This is a genomic window from Thalassotalea sp. 273M-4, from assembly GCF_041410465.1.
In the GTDB taxonomy this organism is placed as follows: domain Bacteria; phylum Pseudomonadota; class Gammaproteobacteria; order Enterobacterales; family Alteromonadaceae; genus Thalassotalea_A; species Thalassotalea_A aquiviva.
On sequence record NZ_CP166961.1, the window covers coordinates 1,029,962 to 1,048,656 of the forward strand.

Sequence of the window (18,695 nt, forward strand, 5' to 3'; positions counted from 1 at the left end):
CTAGGATAGTCATTTGAAACGCATTATTTTCAGGGCTCAAGCCTTTATTACATTATTGTTGGTTATATCGTCAGTGTTTGCTGAGGATATCGAATTGTACGTCGGTAATGAGGTACAACGCTCGGCAACCAAACCCCAAGTGCTGATTATTTTTGATAATTCGGGAAGTATGAGCACAATGGAAACCTATGAGGTTGACTTTACCGGCACCAGTGCTCTTGATGACAGTGATTGGATTTATTATACCCATAACCCAACCAATGATATGCCAACACTTGGGGAAACTCGTCGTCGTTTTAGAGCGTCCAAGCTAGGGTGTTATTTTAGTCGTGATATTTTAAAGCAGCAGGGGACTTACACCGGTAAACTGAGAAAGTATGCATCGGGTGGTCGTAATACGAAATGGCAAGAATTAAGCAACGATGGTTATGCCAATGAGTCCTCGATTGACACCGTTGATTGTTTAGACGATATCGTTAATTCAATTGATGCCAACTCATCAGGTTATGACGTTGGCTACCCAACCAATGATCGCTCATTAAAACCTTACACCACAAATGAAAGTAAAATAATAGAAAACCTGTTTCACAAAGGACGAGCCTACACCTTATATACCAAAGAGTATTTACAGTTTTTACAAGATAATAATGTTGGCCTATCGCGTTCGCGTATTGATATTGCTAAAGAGACGGTTACTCGATTAATCGAATCATCCCCAGGTGTTGATTATGGTTTGATGGTTTTTAATACCGATGCCGGCGGTCGAGTGGTGTTCGATATTGCCGATATGTCGGTCAATGATGGGGCCAATAAAGTTGATTTCTTAGCCAAGCTAAACAGTTTAAGAGCGGAAAATTGGACTCCGCTTTGTGAAACTTTGTTTGAAGCCAGTCAGTATTTTGGTGGCAAAAATGTTTATTACGGTGCCAAGGGGGGCACTCAGCAACCCCCAAGTATTCAAACGTCGGGTAATTACACATCGCCTTTTGCCAATTGTTCAAATGAAATATACACCATTATGATCACCGATGGTGCGCCTACCCAAGATACCGAGTTAAACAGTTGGTTTGCCAATAACCTCGCCGGTTTTGACTCCAGTAAGCGGATGTATATAGATGGCGCTTATAATTATTTACCGGCATTATCGCATTGGATGAAAACCAAGGACATTAATCCGAATATTCCAGGCGATCAACATTCAACTTTTTATACTATAGGCTTTGGTCAACGAGCGATTGATGAAGCCGGACAACTGTTATACCGTGCGGCCATTAATGGTGGCGGGCAGTATTACCCTGCGACCGATGCCACTCAGTTGTTGACGTCATTGCAATCGGCTATTTTGGAGATTCTACAATTAGACACCAGTTTTACCGCACCATCGATTGCCTCGAATAACTACGACAGAACCGAAACACTTGACTCGGTTTATTACGCCATGTTCTTGCCAGACAAAGGCAGTCGCTGGCGTGGAAACTTAAAAAAACTGAAGCTGGTTAACGATCAACAAATTGACCGTGAAGGAAAATTAGCCATAGACATTCAGGGGAATATTGCTAATAACGCAAAAACGTTTTGGTCTGATAATGGCAATCGCTCCGACGGTAACGACGTCAAACAAGGCGGGGTTAGCGAAGTCCTCCAAAATGCCTCAAATCGACGTATTTTTAGTGACTTAGGTGGTAATAATGCTTTGGTACCATTTACCAAGTCAGCCGCGGTAAGTTCATATGGCAGTGAAGCCGCATTGGCCTTATATATGGGGCTTGGTGCCGATGTCGCGGCCATCGAGGATACACTTCATTGGGGCATGGGGTTTGATATTGACGATGAAGACGCTGACGATGTGATTTTAGAGTCTCGCGAAACTATTTTTGGCGATCCTCTGCACTTTAAACCTTTAGTCATAAACTACGGTGGGAGCCCAACCGATCAAGATGTGCGCATTGTTGTCGGGACCAACTCTGGTGCTCTGCATATGTTTGAAGACGAGGGCGATACGGTAAAAGAAAACTGGGCGTTTATGCCTAAAGAGTTTTTCCCAGATTATCGACTGTTACGAGGGAGCGACAGCCAAACCGAAAAAGTTTACGCCATTGATGGTTTAGCCACGGTGCATTTGCAAGATAAAAACGGTAATGGTGAGATAAACCATTTAGATGGTGATATCGCATGGATGTTCTTTGGTTTGCGTCGAGGAGGTAGCAGCTTTTACGCTTTGGATGTTAGCGATCCGGATAATCCAAAGTTCATGTGGAAAATTGATGCGAACGACTCCCGCTTTGGCTTCTTAGGGCAATCTTGGTCAAAAATGAAAATAGGCTATTCAAAAGCCAATATTCAGTCAGGTGTTCCCCGTCCAACCGTGTTTTTTAGTGCGGGTTACGATACCAATAAAGACAGCGCCATTGTTGGTATTGGCGATACCGTAGGAATGGGCATGTACATGCTCGATGCACAAACCGGTAAATTGATCTGGAGTTTAACCCCCGGGTTAAAAACAGGAACCAATACCCCATTTACGGGGGATGATAGTATTGTTGCTTCGCCTGCATTATTAGACAGCGACTCAGATGGCATGGTTGATCGAGTTTATCTAGCGGATACTGGTGGTAACCTTTGGCGGGTCGATATGCCAGGAGCTGATCCTTTTCATTTAACAACGCCTTGGACTTATTATAAATTGGCTTCGGTTGGTGGCGATCTCCAATTAGAAGATAGACGCTTTATGAGCGAACCCGCATTAGCCAGAACCTACATGGACGTGACAGAAAGTTTAGTTGTTGATGATGGCCTAGGTAATACCCAAACCCAAGTTATTCGCTATAAAAAACCATTTGAGTCGATTCTTGTTGGCTCTGGCGATAGAACCAACCCACAAGCAACCGATAACCAAGACCGGTTATTTATGTTTAAAGATCCAAACGTGATCACTAAGTCTTACTTAGGCGATGATAGACCAAGCCCTATTGTAATGGATGACTTGTACGATTATACCGACAACCCTTATGGTCAAACCTTTACCGACCTTGCCGATAAAGAAGCGCTCGATATAGCCGTTAGTGCATCTTCAGGCTGGTATGTTGACCTTGTTGGCACTGGTGAAAAGTCGTTAGCAGCGCCAACGGTTGTTGCTGGTGTGGCTTATTACACGACCTTTTCACCATCTGTTGAAGTTGCCGCTGACAGTTGTGCTTTAAGCACCGGTTTGGGCTCGTTATACGCCCTTAATTTGGAATTTGGTACCAATATTTTTAATTGGCGCAAATTGGATATTGGCGACCGGGTACCAGATACCCCAACCTTGGTTGTACCGCATTCGGATGATGGCCATAATGTGATGAAATTCATTGGGGTGGGGATTGGTGACGGTACTGGGACTATTACGCTTTGTGATGGTTTTGGTTGTAATGAACCCATTCAAGGCATTAGTTTAGAAACCATGCGCACTTACATGTTTATTAAAGAGCACCACTAACGAAAGGCGTCGTACAGATGAAAAAATCATTGACCTGGCTAAGCTTAACTTTGTTTCCATTTACTATGGTGGCTCAGCCATTACCTGATAGAAACGAACAGTTTGTTGATACCAAATGTTTTGTTGAAGTATTTGGAGGCAATCGCACCATTGCCATGGCCAATGTGAAACGAAAAAATATTTCGCTTTTAACACACATGTTGGTGGGACGAAAAATTGAAACTCAACTATCACCTCGATCTCGTGAAGTATATAAAGTGTTTGAATGCGTAGAAAAAACGAAAAAGTTTTCTAGTCGGCAAGCACGAGAATTAGATAAAGCGTTACCAAGATAAAACGCTGTGCACAAAAAAGCCCGTTTAATACGGGCTTTTTTATTGGCAGTTGTCTTAAATTTATTGCAGTAGCCTTAGATTTACTGGCTTTGCTTTCGCTCTTTAGCTACAGCGAATGCTATCACCGCTGCGAAACAACTCTTTTTTAGCGCTTTCTATGTACGTGCTGGCGACACTGCGACCGGTACGAGAAATTTCAATGCCTCGAGAATGGCGTAGCTTCGATTCAGGACAGTAGTGAAACTGAACGAGATTGCTCAAGTTACTGTTACCGGTAGGTGAGTAACTGATGATGCTCCCGGTAAAAAGGGCAATGTCGTTACTGTTAATCGCATCTTTAATCTTGATTAAGGTATCCGAGTCATTAAATTTGCCATTGTTGTCAAGATCGGTAAAAACCGACAACTCTCTGCCCCAATTATCGGTGCAAACACCATTTATATCCAAGGGACATAAAATAGTCGTATGACCAGAGTTTATCGCTGTATTACGAGCACTTAGGATCATGTTTTGCATTTCAGAGATTTGATTGTCAACCCTGATTTTAATTAAAAACTGATTAAAATTAGGCGCCGCGATCCCCATCATAATGCCAAAAACCGCTAGGGTAACCATCAATTCGATTAATGAAAATCCTTTATGTGCTCGCATACAATGCTCCAAAACCGAGATTAATCGTAAATGCTTGGAATAGGCTTACGCTTATGTTGTGTTTTATTAAAAATATCAATCAGTTTGGCGGATACTTCTGCCGGTACATCTCTACCTTCAAGAAAATCATCAATTTGGTTGTAGGTCAAGCCCAAAGCATTTTCGTCTGCTTTACCTGGTTCTAATTCTTCCAGATCAGCAGTAGGCGCTTTAGTGATTAGTTTTTCAGGTGCACCTAACGTTGCGGCTAAAAGTCTAACTTGACGCTTATTTAAACCAAATAATGGCACCATGTCACAGGCCCCATCACCCCATTTCGTATAAAATCCAGTAATGTTTTCAGCGCTATGATCGGTACCTATAACCAGACCACCTAAAATACCGGCTAAATGGTATTGCATGACCATACGAGTACGCGCTTTAACATTGCCTTTAGAAAAGTCTAAGCGTTTATCGTCGGCATCGAGTAAGCCCACTTCCTCAAGCACGGTTACCGCCTCTTCGTGAATGCCGTCAGCACCTTTCATAATATTGGCTGAAACCGTTACCGAAGGCTGAATAAAGTCCAGTGCCAATTGGGCATCGTCTTCATCTGCTTGAATGTTATATGGTAAGCGCACTGCAATAAACTTATAACCACCACCATGTTCTTGGTTTAACTCGTTCACGGCTAACTGGGCTAATCGACCACAAGTTGAAGAATCTACACCGCCACTGATCCCAAGAATTAAATGGTTTAAACCAGAGTTAATTAACTGTTCTTTAATAAAATCAACACGTCGGGTAATTTCGGTTTTCGGGTCTATTTGAGGAAGTACCTTCATTTCGGCGATAATGGCTTCTCGATTCATCTAACTGCCTTTGAGAATGATTAAATAATTGGTTTACAATGATAAACAGGGCAAAGGCTGAACACAAATGAAAATATCTAAATTGTGGTATTAAAACGCCTTGTTCGTCGTATTTTTAGTACGTTTTAACTGTTTTTTTCAGATTTGTATCTATTGAGCTATGCACTCTACTTTGCGCTCTACTTTGAATAGGCAAATTCTGGAGTATGAACGTCGATAACATCGGTAATTTAATTTACAATTTCTGATAACATCAATGCATTTATATCGACAAATGGGTATGATGTGACAAAATACAATAACAACATGTTTTGAGAGCAACAAAATGAAAAAAATAGAAGCTATTATTAAACCATTTAAGTTAGATGATGTTCGCGAAGCGTTAGCCGAAGTCAATATTATGGGGATGACAGTCTCTGAAGTAAGAGGGTTCGGTCGTCAAAAAGGTCATACTGAACTGTACCGCGGGGCAGAGTATATGGTTGACTTTTTGCCTAAGGTTAAAGTTGAAATCGTGGTTGCAGACAGTGAAGTTGAAAAATGTGTTGAATGCATCACTGATACGGCACAAACCGGTAAAATTGGCGATGGTAAAATCTTTATCAGCAATGTCGAGCGTGTTATAAGAATTCGCACCGGTGAAGAAAACGAAGAAGCGCTATAGCAGCCACTTTAGTTAGCCTAACCAGTTTATAGCGACAAAAAAGCCAAGCCTAGCTTGGCTTTGTATTACCCTAAACTTGCTCGATTGGCCTCGAGTGTAAGCACAACCACTTCCGTTTGAGTAAACTTATCTTGTAAAGCCAGTTTATTTTTACGATCAAACAGCACCCACAAATTACCTAATCCTAAGCAGGTAAATAAAATGCGTTTCCAGCCAGTGGCAAATGAAATTAACCCGCCACCTTGGTTTTGAACACGCAGGCGCCAAGCTCGCATGCCAATGGTTTGACCGCTTTTTTGCCAAAAATAAACAAAAAAGAACGCCACCCAAAATAGGTTCCAACTGTAAATAATAGAGCTATAAAATAGAGAGTTTTGCTGTAGGTCGCTGGCATGAGTAAACCCCTGATGAGCTATGATGCCTTGAGCAAACAATAAGCCAAAAACACCAAACGAAATAGCACCTGCACACATGTATACAGCAATTGATAACAAAAAGTCGTAAATATAAGAACCCAAGCGACGACGAAAGCCGGCACGAGGAAAAAGCGTGTCAGACATATTTTTTTGAACTCATAAAAAAATTGGCGATTAGTGTAACATTGAGAGCACAAGAGCCCAAATAAGTTCGTCAAAAAATTGCTTTTTACAGCAAAAGAAAGCAGCTAATAGAGTATTCTTGTTTTGATCCTGAAATCCCTCTTCATTTGCGCTTAATGGTTCTGACTTGTCGGCTTTGTTAAATAACAATATAGGATTACAATAATGACATCGTTTTTTGCTGATTAAGATTAGATCACACTGACTTTTCAACAACATGGAAGTTTGATTTCGATTTTTTAAGCCATTGGAGTATTTTAAGAGGAAGTTATTATGAATGTGGTAGAGTTTATTCGTGAACAGAATGAGCAATTTAAGGCTAAGTTGGATTCGAAATTTCGGAATTTAACGGATTTATTTAACGATAAAATCACCGTACCTTTATTTAATACCCTAAATAATCCTTGGCTTAGTCGAATTGGCATTAATGAGACCGAAGAGCCTTGCGAACAACAAAATGATACTCCTGTGGTTCAAACCCCTGAAGCCGCAGCGATGTACGAAAAATTAAAAGCCCAACTAGGGCAAGAAACCTTCCTGGGTGAATGGTTTACCATAGATCAGGAATGCATCAGCCAATTTGCCCAAGTTACGGGGGACGATCAATGGATTCACACCAACCCAGAGCGCGCCGCCAAGGAATCTCCGTTTAAATCGACAATAGCGCACGGTTTTTTAACGCTGTCTTTATTGCCAAAACTTTCAGATACCGTCAATCCAAAAAACAATCCCTATCCAGAAGCACGAATGGTGATTAACTTTGGCTTGAACCAAGTACGATTTCCATTTCCAGTAAAAGCGGGCTCAAGAGTGCGGGTAAGAACCAAATTAATTGGTCTGGTGCCAATGAAAAAAAGCATTGAAGTGATAAACGAAATGAGCATCGAAGTTGAAAACAGCAAACGCTTAGGTTGTGTCGCAGAAACCGTCCTACGTTTATATTTCTAGTCGAGTTAAACACCATATTGTTTGAAAAATCAGCATTCGGATTTAAATAAAAGAAAAACACTTGCACCATATAATATCTTCTCTATAATGCCCTCATCAACTTAATGTTGAGCACGTGTTGCCGGAGTGGTGGAATTGGTAGACACGACGGATTCAAAATCCGTTGCCTTTGCGGGCGTGCCGGTTCAAGTCCGGCTTCCGGTACCATAATTAACCTGCTGATTTTAAGCAGGTTTTTTAGTTTTTGGGGTTCCCCAATTATCACATAGTCCTCAGTGACAACCTCGAAGTGAGACGATTTTTTGCCACACTCTGACTTCTTTCCCTTTTTTGTCCTCAGCATTTAACTACCGAAATTAAGTTGAAAAACTTCTAATAGCCTATTACCCCATTACGTTAAGGAAGGGGGCTTATCTTAAAGTGCTTTCAAATTGTTTAGGGTTGTGACGAACTTTATTTTTACATCTAAACTATATTAGAAGTTATAAAAGTAAATATGTGTCAACGGCTAAATAAACGAATAGGTGCCACATGAAATTCCTTAAACAATCAGCGGGCTTGACAGCTACGCTTTTGCTCACAGTTACGTGTCATGCAAATGCTAAAAACACGGAAGAACAAATCTTAGCTGTTACCGACTCTCCGCCACCTTCATTAAAAAAAGTTGAATACTCGCCGTATCCAGATGACGATTATCCAAATCAAGTGCTTTTTGGCGATACACATTTACACACCGCTTTCTCTGCTGATGCGGGGCTAGTAGGTGCGACCACAACCCCAGATGATGCTTATCGTTTTGCCAAAGGTGAAACCGTTGTTTCCTCTAATGGCTTACGAGCTAGGTTGCAACGCCCGCTTGATTGGTTAGTGGTTACCGACCATGCCGAAAATTTAGGCTTGCCCATTGCTCTGGAAGAAGATAATCCGGTATTAAAGGAAAATGAGTGGGGGCGCACTATTGCTCAAACATTTAAACCTCGTACTCAAGATGCCCGTCTTGAAGCTTACATTCAATGGTTTGGCGCAGTGAATACCCCTGGCGGTGGCGACCCTATGGCGGGAACCGGCTTTGGTGAAACAATGTGGAAACGGATCACAAAAGCCGCAGAAGAGCATAATGATCCTGGTGCGTTTACCGCGTTGATAGGGTTTGAATGGACGTCAGGGCCAGATGGCAATAACTTGCACCGTAATGTGATTTTTCGTGATGGAAAGGATTTAGCGGATAAAATTGTGCCAATAAGTGCCTACGATTCAGACGACCCCGAAGTATTATGGAGTTGGATGAACGACTTTGAAAAGAAAACGGGCGGAAGTTTGCTAGCAATTGCTCACAACGGTAACCTTTCAAACGGTTTGATGTTTGATGATGTTACCTTATCTGGCAAACCTCTCGATGCAGATTACGCTGAGCGCAGACAAAAGTGGGAACCCGTTTACGAGGTTACACAAATTAAAGGGGATGGCGAAGCTCATCCGTTGTTGTCGCCAAACGATGAGTTTGCTGATTACTATACCTGGGACAAGGGGAGTTTTGGCAAACAACGAAAAACGCCTGATATGTTACCTCGGGAATATGCGCGTTCGGCGTGGAAACGTGGCTTGGCCTATGAAAAGCAACTCGGTGTTAATCCCTTTAAGTTTGGCGTTGTCGGATCGACAGATGCACACACTGCATTGTCTACTGCCCAAGAAAGCAACTTTTTTGGCAAGGTAGCCATGGTAGAGCCAACAGCCGATCCTGTTCGATTTGAAGAAGCGATTACCGGTCGCTTTTCTGAAGACGACCCATCTGATGATTTAAAGCATATGGATGCCTTGGCCTCGGGTTTAGCAGCCGTGTGGGCACGAGAGAATACCCGTGAGGCCATATGGGATGCCTTAAAACGAAAAGAAGTATATGCGACTACGGGTACTCGCATTCGTGTGAGGGTGTTTGGCGGCTATTCGTTTACTGCAGACGACCTGTTCCGATCTGATTTTGCCAAATATGGTTACGATGCAGGTGTGCCAATGGGGGGGGATTTAACGTCGGCACCAGCAAAAAAAGCACCGTCATTTCTTATTCGCGCATTACGCGACCCCGATGGTGCGAACCTTGATAGAGTGCAAATCATCAAAGGCTGGCTAGATGCCGAGGGCAATCCTCAGGAGCGTATATGGGATGTAGCGGTCTCTGATGAACGAACAATCGGCGTTGATGGTCGTAGTCCTGAACCCGTCGGCAATACGGTTAACGTGCAACAGGCATCGTACAACAATACGATTGGTGATCCTGTGCTAAGTGCCTTTTGGCAGGATCCTGAGTTTGATCCAAAGTTACGCGCTTTTTATTACGTGCGCGTCATCGAAATTCCAACACCTACTTGGATCGCGTATGACGCCAAAGTGTTTGGCGTGAAAATACCAGAAGGTGTTGCCACATACTCACAAGAGCGCGCGTACACGTCACCAATTTGGTATACGCCTAAAAGTTAATGAAAATGATAAACACAAGGACATACGGCACTTTTTTGGCAACAAAAATTGAAGCTTGCAATTAACTGCATAAAAAAATTACCGGTAATACGCTGCGTTAACAAGGTGTTATCCGTATAGCCGGTATTTAAAAAAATAACCTAGGTAGTGAGAAGCGATGTATAAAAATTTTATTAGGGAGCCATTATTTCATTTTTTATTGATTGGTGTTGCTCTTTTTATTTTATATTCCGTGGTTAATCCCGAACAAGGTGGTGACAAACGTATCGTGGTTGATGATGGCCGAATTAACCACCTTAGCGCGATGTTTGAAAAAAACTGGAATCGTCAACCGTCAGAGCAAGAGCTAAAAAAAATTATCGATGATTATGTGTTAGAGGAAATTTATTATCGTCAAGCACTAGAAATGGGTATTGATAAAAATGATGTTATGATCCGCCGGCGCCTTAGGCAAAAAATGGAATTTTTTACATCGGCGGCAGCCTCCATGGTAGAGCCTGAAACGGTAGAGCTTGAAGCTTATCTGCATCAAAATGCCGACAAGTATAGAACAGACAACCGTTATAGTTTTGAGCAAATTTATATCTCTACAGACCGCTCACATACTAAACTTACAACAAAAATTACCCAAATACAAAAGGCGTTACAACAGAGTTATATGCCAAGAGGTGATGCATCACTATTGCCTAACAAGGTTGATCAAGCCTCCGCCTTCAATGTTGACCGCTCCTTCGGTAAGGATTTTTCTCACAAACTCGATACGTTGGCGCTAAATGAATGGAGCGAGCCACTCACATCTGGCTTAGGCGTGCACTTTGTTAAGGTGACTGCACGACAAGCAGGTGGCTTGCCATCCCTTCAAGACGTACAGGAACAGGTCACTCGAGACTGGATGTATCAAAAAACGCAAATACTTCGCGCAGATATCGAACGTAAAATGCTGGATGAATACGATGTCATCGTTAGCTGGACCGCCGCCACAAGAAGCAGTTTAACAGGGGACAGATAACGTGTCGTTTTATCACAAACTATTATCGCTATGTCTTTTCGGTGCGTTGTTATTGTCACCTTATGCACAGGCAGATGAATTGCGTCCAGCCTATTTGCAATTTACCGAGACCAAAGCCGGTGTTTATGATGTATTTTTTCGAGTGCCTGCTCGGGGTGAGGAGATGCGGTTAGCGCTGGAGGTAGTCTTTGATCCAGAAATCGAACGGCTAAACGAACCTTTAGGTGGCTTTGACGGCACTGCTCATAATCAATTTTTTACCATTGCACGTTCCGAGGGGTTAAACGGTGCAACGGTCACCATTGCTAATTTGGAGAGAACCAGTACAGAGGTGCTATTACGAATAGCCTATCAAAACGGCGCCCAAGTAATGCATCGATTAACGCCTGACAGTCCCAGTTATGTTGTCGCGGTAAATGACACTTGGTTGGATGTCGCGACAACCTATTTTGTTTTGGGCGTTGAACATATTCTGTTTGGTATTGATCATTTGTTGTTCGTCTTTGCGCTGTTATTACTCATTGATAGTACACGCAAACTTATTTATACGATTACATTTTTCACCATTGCCCATAGCATTACCCTATCGTTAGCATCGCTTGGTGTGGTGGATATACCCATTCCTCCTGTTGAAGCCATTATTGCGTTGAGTATTTTGTTTGTAGCGTTAGAAGTTGTCAAAGTAAAGCAAGGTCATAACAGCCTGACATTTAGAAAACCGTGGATAGTCGCATTTAGTTTTGGTTTATTGCATGGTCTTGGATTTGCTGCCGCTCTTGGCGAAATAGGCTTACCGCAAAATGCCGTGGCATCAGCACTGGTGCTATTTAATGTTGGTGTTGAAATTGGTCAGCTACTTTTTGTTTTCTCATATATGTCGTTGGTATGGCTAGCATCAAAACTCCGCGTTAACCTCTCAAAAGCTTGGCAGAGGGTTCCTCCTTATGTCATCGGCTCTCTCGCTTCCTTTTGGGTAATTGAGCGAACCTTGAGTTTTTGGAGTTAAACGAGCGATCGTTGTGAGAGTTGAATGGACATTAAGTTGTCTAGATACCTTTTAGTTAGATTTGGATTTGTAAATTCTTCCTGACTAGATTTAGCCTATCCTCTTTGCATAGGTTTGAATAGTTAGCCTTTGCAACAGATGAACGCAACTGTTGCTTTTTTAGGGGATAGACATCCACACTAACCTATGCGATAGATAGTACGGTGGATGTCGGCTGTTATCCGTCTTTTGCTTGTCAGCAAACATTTAGCGGCTATTCACGATGATATTAGTAACATAACAATGAGATATGACTCATTAGTAGGTGATATGGGAGCGAACTTATCAGGTGGACAAGTGCAACGGTTATTAGTGGCTCGAGCCTTGTACCAATCTCCTTGTGTCTTGTTTATGGATGAAGCAACAAGCCATTTAGATAAAGATAATGAAATTAAGATCAGTGAACAGATTCAGCATTTACCAATGACTCGAATTATAATTGCCCACCGCCAAGAAACCATCAATATGGCGGAGCGGGTTTACTATTTAGAAAATGGTAGGCTAACAAATTTGAACGATATATGCTCCAAAACTGCTAGCTGAGATATTTAATGATATATGCATAAATGTGTGAAAAATTGATTAAAGTATTTAGATTTTCACAAGTTTAGTTTAAATATGACAGTGAATCCACAGCAATTGACTATGACAAAACCTATGATATGAACCAAAAAACTGTCTAGGTTAGCCTGGTCGATTCACAATAATATATAAAAGCGATTAAGACAGATTCGCAACGCTTGGCGTTCTTGGTTCAAGTTGAGTTTTATGTATACAGCGCAGTGGTTTAGGTCAGGTGGAGGCGTTGCTCAATCCATAGTGCGGCGTTACCTATGCCCGAAAATGGCTATGGATTCTATTGGAGAGTGCAACGCTATCCTTACACAAATTTGAGGAGCGACCGCATTAAACAAAAAAGCGTGAATATTTTACGGCAATAATCTGGGGTAGATATTAAAAGGGACAAATACGGGGCAAAATCTAAAGTTTAACGAGCGCTAATGAGAATACCTAGAATAAAAAAAGTATTGTAACGTGTTGTTTTGAAGGTTAATAATTATATAAAATAATCTTCATACTACTTGGCTTTAAAATGCCGTTTCAAAAATTCTCGGTACTAAGCAATATTGAGCTATGATGCGCGCTACCGAAGCGAGACGATGTTTTGCCAAAGTGACAAACTGTTGACACAGTTTACACAGTGTCATTACTAATAAAGTCAATACTTTGAGTCATTGGTTGCCGGCTTAGCCAAATTCAAAATCCGTTGCCTTTGCGGGCGTGCCGGTTCAAGTCCGGCTTCCGGTACCATGATTAAAACCTAGCTATTGCTAGGTTTTTTTGTTTTTGACGTTCCAAAAATATCACTTACACATTTCTAGGAATTTTTCGCAAGGCGTTATTTGGCGAAAACCTATTTTTTATTTCTCTTAAATACTTTTTTAAAAGCTAAATTTAATAGCTTATTTCACTTTAAAGAAGAGCTGGGGCAAATGTTAATGAAACGCATCTGTCATCTCCCCCTTGTCTGACTTTCGATATATCACCCTTAATATAGTTTGAATATTTTGTTATTAAAAAGAGTTAGTAGGTTTATATTCTCAATACTATGATGTATTAAAGCTACTTTATCTACTGGGTGTTCTTATAAATTCATTTCAGTGCTTCGATTTTGTAGCTTATTTAACGTTGTTATTTAGACGACATGGAAAAGGAGGCCTCTTTATGAGAGAGCTAAATAAACAGGAAGTAAGTCTTATTAGTGGTGGAATAGTTGTATTGATACCACCTGTTCTAACATTCGCCGTTAAAGTATTTGGCATGGGAATAGGTGTCATTAGTGGTTCTTTAGCAACATATTCAGCTTATTTGACGATTAAGGAAAGGTAATATGAGAGAGTTAACAAAGAATGAAATTAACGACGTCAATGGTGGCATATCGAGTACCACAGTTAAAGCGGGTGTTAAACTGTTAGGCGGTGCTTTGCTAAGAGGTATAGCCATAGGAAGTGGTATTGGCGTATTTATAGGGGTAGGCATGATTGCTTACGATGTATACCAAGTAATGGACTAAGTAGTAAAAGGTAGGTTATTTACCTACCTTTTTTCGGGAAGTGGAACAATGGACGTTTTGTTTGAAAAACCTTATACCGTTTCTTTATCATTGATTTATTTGATCCTAGGGGTGTATTTATTAGCCTTAAAGATCGAACCCTTTTTGCTTTTAATCGCTTTTCTGCTTATTTTGAGCTCGTTGTTTTTTTTATGTTCGGTATTGAAATCGAAAAAAGATTTTTACAAAATCGGACAGTATCTTATATTCCTCGTTTTTTTGGTGTTTTATCTAATCGTGGTATTGGAAATTCCGTGGGGTTATCATCTCGCTTATATTTTGAGTTTTCTCATGTGTCATCAAACCCTAAATACATTGTTGGTAATTGAGTTTGATGAACGTTGATACAGGTACAATACGGGGGGCTGGTTTAATAAAGGTGTTTAGCGTATATTGCTGTCCTTTTTGATTGGATTAGAGAAGTATCTCCTTATTTTTTTCAATCATATAAACATCCAATTTAATAAACCTACCTTCTAATTATGAAAGATAAAATGGAAGATAAACGTTGAGTATGAAATCAAATGTCTGTGCAATGAATGCAAACTTAGAATCTTACACCGATGCTAGTGTGCATACTAATACCATCTATTTGGCGGGCGGATGTCTTTGGGGAGTGCAAGAGTTTTTAAAACACTTACCAGGGGTACTGAAAACCGAAGCCGGGCGAGCGAATGGCACAACGCAATCGACTAATACACCCTATGATGGCTATGCTGAGTGCGTTAAAGTTGAGTTTTGTCCAAAAGAGGTGACAATTTATGCTCTGATGGAGTATTTCTTTGAAATTATTGACCCTTATAGCCTAAATAGGCAAGGCGATGATGTAGGCAAAAAATATCGCACCGGCGTTTACAGTCAATATCCTCAACATCTTGAGCAAGTAAAGCACTATATTGCGACGCGTCAAGATAGAGAAAAAATTGTGGTAGAAGTTTTGCCGTTACGCAATTATGTGAAAAGCGATGACGAGCATCAAGACCGGCTGACGCTCCACCCCCAAGATTATTGTCATATCCCCATTGATTTACTGCACAAATATAAACGCTAAGATAGGTAATAGAAGCTAAAATGATAAAAGCCCCAATGTGAAATCACATTGGGGCTTTTTGATTAAGTACTTAAAAATCATCTACTAAACGGGCACTTTTCATAAAGTTTTTGCTGCCAGCATAGGTGTTTTATCGACCCTTTACTCGTTTACCAACCATGAGTGCGACAACAATGGCCAAAGAGCCAAAGGCAAGCTTTGCTAAGTCTTTAGATGAGACCTCATCAGCTTCGCCAAAAACAAATAATGATGCAAACATAGCTAACGGCACAACCGCGTTGTTAAAGGCTGATAAGGTCCCCACGGTTGTCTTAGTGCCACCTTTATTCCAAAAGAAGAATCCAAGCCCTGATGCAATTAAGCCAAGGTATATAAGCACCGCCCATTGCTTGGCGCTTGCATCCATTGGTACTGGCGATTGTTTAAAAACAACCAAGGTAATGAAGGTTGTAAATAGCACGGCCCCTAGATACAACAGACCGAAAATCGCACTGTCATTAATCTTGGGTCTGGATTCTCTAAAGTTTCGGTAATACACCTGACCAAAAGCGAATGACAAATTGGCGATTTGCATCAAACCAAAACCTAACCAAATATCTTCAGTCGCAAAGTTATCCGCCTTTATTATGGCAGCACCAAGTACAGATAATGAGGCTGCCAATAAGTACCAAGGGCTCAATTTACGTTTGCTTAAGTCGTAAATAATGACCACATATAATGGTGTAAGTACACTAAATAGCGCCACTAAATGCGAGGGTAAGTAGCGAAACGCTAACATATAGCAGGTATACATAACTCCATATTGTACTGCTCCTAAAGCAAGCAATTGTCCTTTTTCTAAATTGTTGGTTTGATTGAGTTTTATAAACGGTAAAAACACAATCGCGGCTAGTAATAGGCGCATATCAGCAATTTGCATTGGTTCAATACCTTTAAGAGTATTGCCAATTAGGCCAAAGGAGAATGCCCAAATTAGAGTTGTTATTGTTAAGTACTGCATTTAACTACCTGTTGTTGCAAGTTGGTCTTGTAAGTTGCTTCTTACCCAAATGATTATTGCGGTTTCGCTTTCGCTCAGCAAATAGCATTACCAGTTATAATTAACCGTGAATGAAAATTGATCGCCACGTCCAGGCGTGCCGGGGATCTCTTCAAACGACTCTGCCCATAAATTATCAACGGCTAATACGATGTCCAACGCGTCAAATTGAACCGGAGAGTAGGTCAGGGTTAAATGGGTGAATAAAGCACTGTCATCGCCATTTCGTAATGCATTGTCTTCCTGTTTGCGCCATTCGTTGTCAATTCTAATTTCGAGCATTTCGCTTGGAGCCCAGATTGCACCTAAAGTAACGCGATGCGGTGGGTAGTTTAATGCGTAAAAGCTCGCATCAATGCCTTCTTCCACGTAATCTTCAGACTTATCTAGGAAAGTATAACTTGCAACCAAAGTGGTGGTATCGAAAGATTTAATCGCAATAAACTCTAGCCCTAGGGTTTCCATATCAACTTGGTTTGCTATTCGAGCAGAAGTTGAATCAAAACTGTATGTCCAATCGGTCAGTTCATTATCCCAACGGTAAAAAATGGCAGAGTCTAGACGCCAATCTAGCTTGTCTAAAGATAACCCCAATTCTAAGTTTTGACTGCTTTCTCGTTGCAAATCATGGTTACTTCTAAATAATCCACCCGTTTCACTCCCGCCAATTGCAGAATACCCCGCTACCTGTGTTGCTTCAGCGTAAGACAAATAAAACTTGCTGGTTGTGTTATCAGCATTGACGGTGAATAAAGCCAAATCACTGATAATGGAAACGTTTGAGTCATCGCGGTTGCTGTCGTCAAAAGCACCACCTAGACGAAATGTTAAGCTTTGATTGCTTGCAAGTTGCGTGTTGTACTGTGGCACAATGCTGAACTTATAGTAATCACGAGACGTGAAATTATTTTCAAGAGAGGTCGACGAAATCGCATCCGTCATCAATTGACCGGCATAATTAATCGCAAAGTCGCTGTTTAATTGATGGTTGCCCGACCAAGCCAAAGACTTGACTTCAGTCTCGTGAAAGGCTTGAAAAATTTCAGGTTTTTCTCTGGAGTAAACATAATGATCATTGTGTTTACGATAATACGCTGATACTTCAAAACGGCTGTTAGTCGCATATTTTTGCGCATGATTTAACATCAGTAACCGTGTTCTTAAGTCTTCGGTTTCGTTTACATTCCACGGCGTATACATGTTCGGCCAACCAAAGAACTTTTCTTGGTAACCAAAAAACAGGTCGGTTTGCGAGTCGTTGTCAATGTGTTGAATACGAGCAGAACCGCGCTCAAATTGGTGGTCGCCGTTTTCGACTGTACCATCACTTTCTGAACGAGAGTACTCACCTTCAACTCCCCAACTGCCATTGGTTGAACCGCTAGGCCATTTATACGCGTTATAAATACGTTGGATATTAAAGTCGTTATTGCCGACACCTGCAGATACGCCACCACCCGATTGAATCGGTTTCCATTGATATGACACAGTACCCACAGAGCTATTTACCCCATATAAAGCGTTGTTTGCACCGGTGAGAATAGACGCTGGTGTCAACATTTCAGGCGCAATAGGGATTTCAGCAAAATAGTGTCCAGTTTGTGGGTCGTATAATGTGGTGCTGCCCACTCTAAATCCAGTGTTTTCAAAAATACCACCACGAATGCTCACGTCTGCCTGAGCTTCTGCCATGTTGCGCGATTGCAAGTCAACACGAGGATCATATTCCAGATTTGAGATCGGGGCGGCAAATGTGCCAACAGGAAGGGTGTTTGCTGTTGCCTTACCCTCCACGGTAATATTTTCAATATCGTTTAATTTTGTTTCAACATCGGTAGATGCCAAAGAGGCCATAGAGATTGCACTTAATAATAAAGTGTTAACAGCTTTGAGCATTACATTTCCTTATACACTATTTTTTATAAATTTTTCGTTTTCTTGCTTTGTTCTAGGTGAAAAAAGCGGAGCTCATCCGCGTGAAAAGAGCAAGACAATACATTTGATACAGGTTGCCGTAGTGGCTAAAACGAGGGGATTATACTGAGTTCAAACCAATGAAAATACACCACCCATACAAATGGGTTACAGCTGATTTATTTATAACCAATGGAGCGTGACGGGAGTTTATTTCATTTTAGATCTATAGTCTGCTGATGTATTTAAAAACTCATAACGACAGACAGGTTCGTAGGCGATAACTAAAGACGAAAACTAAAGGCGAAAACTAAGCTTATCATTTACATCGCTTTTCACAGTCACTCAAGTTAGTCACTAAAGTTGTTGTCCTAATTCACACATTCGTTACGAATATTCCCATGGGTTTAAGGCGGATTTTTTAAAGGCGAAGTTAAATATTTTCTATGTCAACAACCACAACAAAATGTTTCAGCTTTAACAGCAAAGGTTTGCGTAATCTTTTGTCTTCATCTAAATT

The 18,695-nt window shown here is 41.2% G+C and carries 15 protein-coding genes and 1 tRNA gene; 11 read left to right on the forward strand and 5 right to left on the reverse strand.

Features of this window, described 5'->3' with window-relative positions; translation table 11 throughout:
- The first annotated feature begins 13 nt into the window (after nucleotides 1-13).
- Together ACAY00_RS04635 and ACAY00_RS04640 are read left to right on the forward strand one after the other, a co-directional pair.
- Nucleotides 14-3,478, forward strand: coding sequence for a pilus assembly protein (locus tag ACAY00_RS04635; protein WP_371377894.1), 3,465 nt, complete (start codon nucleotides 14-16; stop codon nucleotides 3,476-3,478).
- Between the two features lie 17 nt (nucleotides 3,479-3,495).
- A complete protein-coding gene (locus ACAY00_RS04640) occupies nucleotides 3,496-3,813 on the forward strand; it encodes a TapY2 family type IVa secretion system protein (protein WP_371377898.1) in 318 nt (105 codons plus the stop codon).
- Between the two features lie 102 nt (nucleotides 3,814-3,915).
- Here ACAY00_RS04640 and ACAY00_RS04645 read toward each other — a convergent pair whose 3' ends face one another.
- Nucleotides 3,916-4,464, reverse strand: coding sequence for a GspH/FimT family pseudopilin (locus tag ACAY00_RS04645; protein WP_371377903.1), 549 nt, complete (start codon nucleotides 4,462-4,464; stop codon nucleotides 3,916-3,918).
- 20 nt (nucleotides 4,465-4,484) lie between these two features.
- A complete protein-coding gene (gene nadE, locus ACAY00_RS04650) occupies nucleotides 4,485-5,315 on the reverse strand; it encodes an ammonia-dependent NAD(+) synthetase (RefSeq protein WP_371377906.1) in 831 nt (276 codons plus the stop codon).
- Nucleotides 5,316-5,640: 325 nt separating this feature from the next.
- Between nadE and glnB the strand changes: the two genes are divergently transcribed.
- Nucleotides 5,641-5,979, forward strand: a complete 339-nt coding sequence (gene glnB / locus ACAY00_RS04655; protein WP_371377909.1) for a nitrogen regulatory protein P-II — start codon at nucleotides 5,641-5,643, stop codon at nucleotides 5,977-5,979.
- 65 nt (nucleotides 5,980-6,044) lie between these two features.
- Here the strand turns inward: glnB and ACAY00_RS04660 are convergent, their stop codons facing one another.
- A complete protein-coding gene (locus ACAY00_RS04660) occupies nucleotides 6,045-6,539 on the reverse strand; it encodes an RDD family protein (RefSeq protein ID WP_371377913.1) in 495 nt (164 codons plus the stop codon).
- A 312-nt stretch (nucleotides 6,540-6,851) separates the two neighbouring features.
- Between ACAY00_RS04660 and ACAY00_RS04665 the strand changes: the two genes are divergently transcribed.
- The 8 genes from ACAY00_RS04665 (at nucleotide 6,852) to ACAY00_RS04700 (ending at nucleotide 15,222) form a co-directional block, all read left to right on the forward strand.
- Nucleotides 6,852-7,526, forward strand: coding sequence for a MaoC family dehydratase (locus ACAY00_RS04665; RefSeq protein ID WP_371377916.1), 675 nt, complete (start codon nucleotides 6,852-6,854; stop codon nucleotides 7,524-7,526).
- 120 nt (nucleotides 7,527-7,646) lie between these two features.
- Nucleotides 7,647-7,733 (forward strand) — tRNA-Leu (locus ACAY00_RS04670).
- Nucleotides 7,734-8,057: 324 nt separating this feature from the next.
- On the forward strand, nucleotides 8,058-10,004 hold the full coding sequence (locus tag ACAY00_RS04675) for a DUF3604 domain-containing protein (RefSeq protein ID WP_371377918.1): 1,947 nt from the start codon (nucleotides 8,058-8,060) through the stop codon (nucleotides 10,002-10,004).
- Nucleotides 10,005-10,161: 157 nt separating this feature from the next.
- Nucleotides 10,162-11,013, forward strand: a complete 852-nt coding sequence (locus tag ACAY00_RS04680) for a peptidyl-prolyl cis-trans isomerase (RefSeq protein ID WP_371377921.1) — start codon at nucleotides 10,162-10,164, stop codon at nucleotides 11,011-11,013.
- 1 nt (nucleotide 11,014) lies between these two features.
- On the forward strand, nucleotides 11,015-12,019 hold the full coding sequence (locus ACAY00_RS04685; RefSeq protein ID WP_371377924.1) for a HupE/UreJ family protein: 1,005 nt from the start codon (nucleotides 11,015-11,017) through the stop codon (nucleotides 12,017-12,019).
- Between the two features lie 207 nt (nucleotides 12,020-12,226).
- Nucleotides 12,227-12,601 (forward strand): ATP-binding cassette domain-containing protein, encoded by a 375-nt coding sequence (locus ACAY00_RS04690; RefSeq protein ID WP_371377926.1) that lies wholly within the window; start codon nucleotides 12,227-12,229, stop codon nucleotides 12,599-12,601.
- Between the two features lie 1,348 nt (nucleotides 12,602-13,949).
- A complete protein-coding gene (locus ACAY00_RS04695; RefSeq protein WP_371377929.1) occupies nucleotides 13,950-14,132 on the forward strand; it encodes a hypothetical protein in 183 nt (60 codons plus the stop codon).
- Nucleotides 14,133-14,706: 574 nt separating this feature from the next.
- Nucleotides 14,707-15,222 carry a peptide-methionine (S)-S-oxide reductase gene (locus tag ACAY00_RS04700; protein ID WP_371379564.1) on the forward strand — a complete coding sequence of 172 codons (516 nt, stop codon included), beginning with the start codon at nucleotides 14,707-14,709 and terminating at the stop codon, nucleotides 15,220-15,222.
- Nucleotides 15,223-15,352: 130 nt separating this feature from the next.
- On the opposite strand, the gene ACAY00_RS04705 is transcribed toward ACAY00_RS04700, so the two are convergent.
- Nucleotides 15,353-16,222 (reverse strand): EamA family transporter, encoded by an 870-nt coding sequence (locus ACAY00_RS04705; RefSeq protein WP_371377932.1) that lies wholly within the window; start codon nucleotides 16,220-16,222, stop codon nucleotides 15,353-15,355.
- Nucleotides 16,223-16,309: 87 nt separating this feature from the next.
- Complete coding sequence (locus tag ACAY00_RS04710; RefSeq protein ID WP_371377935.1) at nucleotides 16,310-18,157, reverse strand: TonB-dependent receptor plug domain-containing protein; 1,848 nt, start codon at nucleotides 18,155-18,157, stop codon at nucleotides 16,310-16,312.
- Nucleotides 18,158-18,695: the final 538 nt, after the last annotated feature.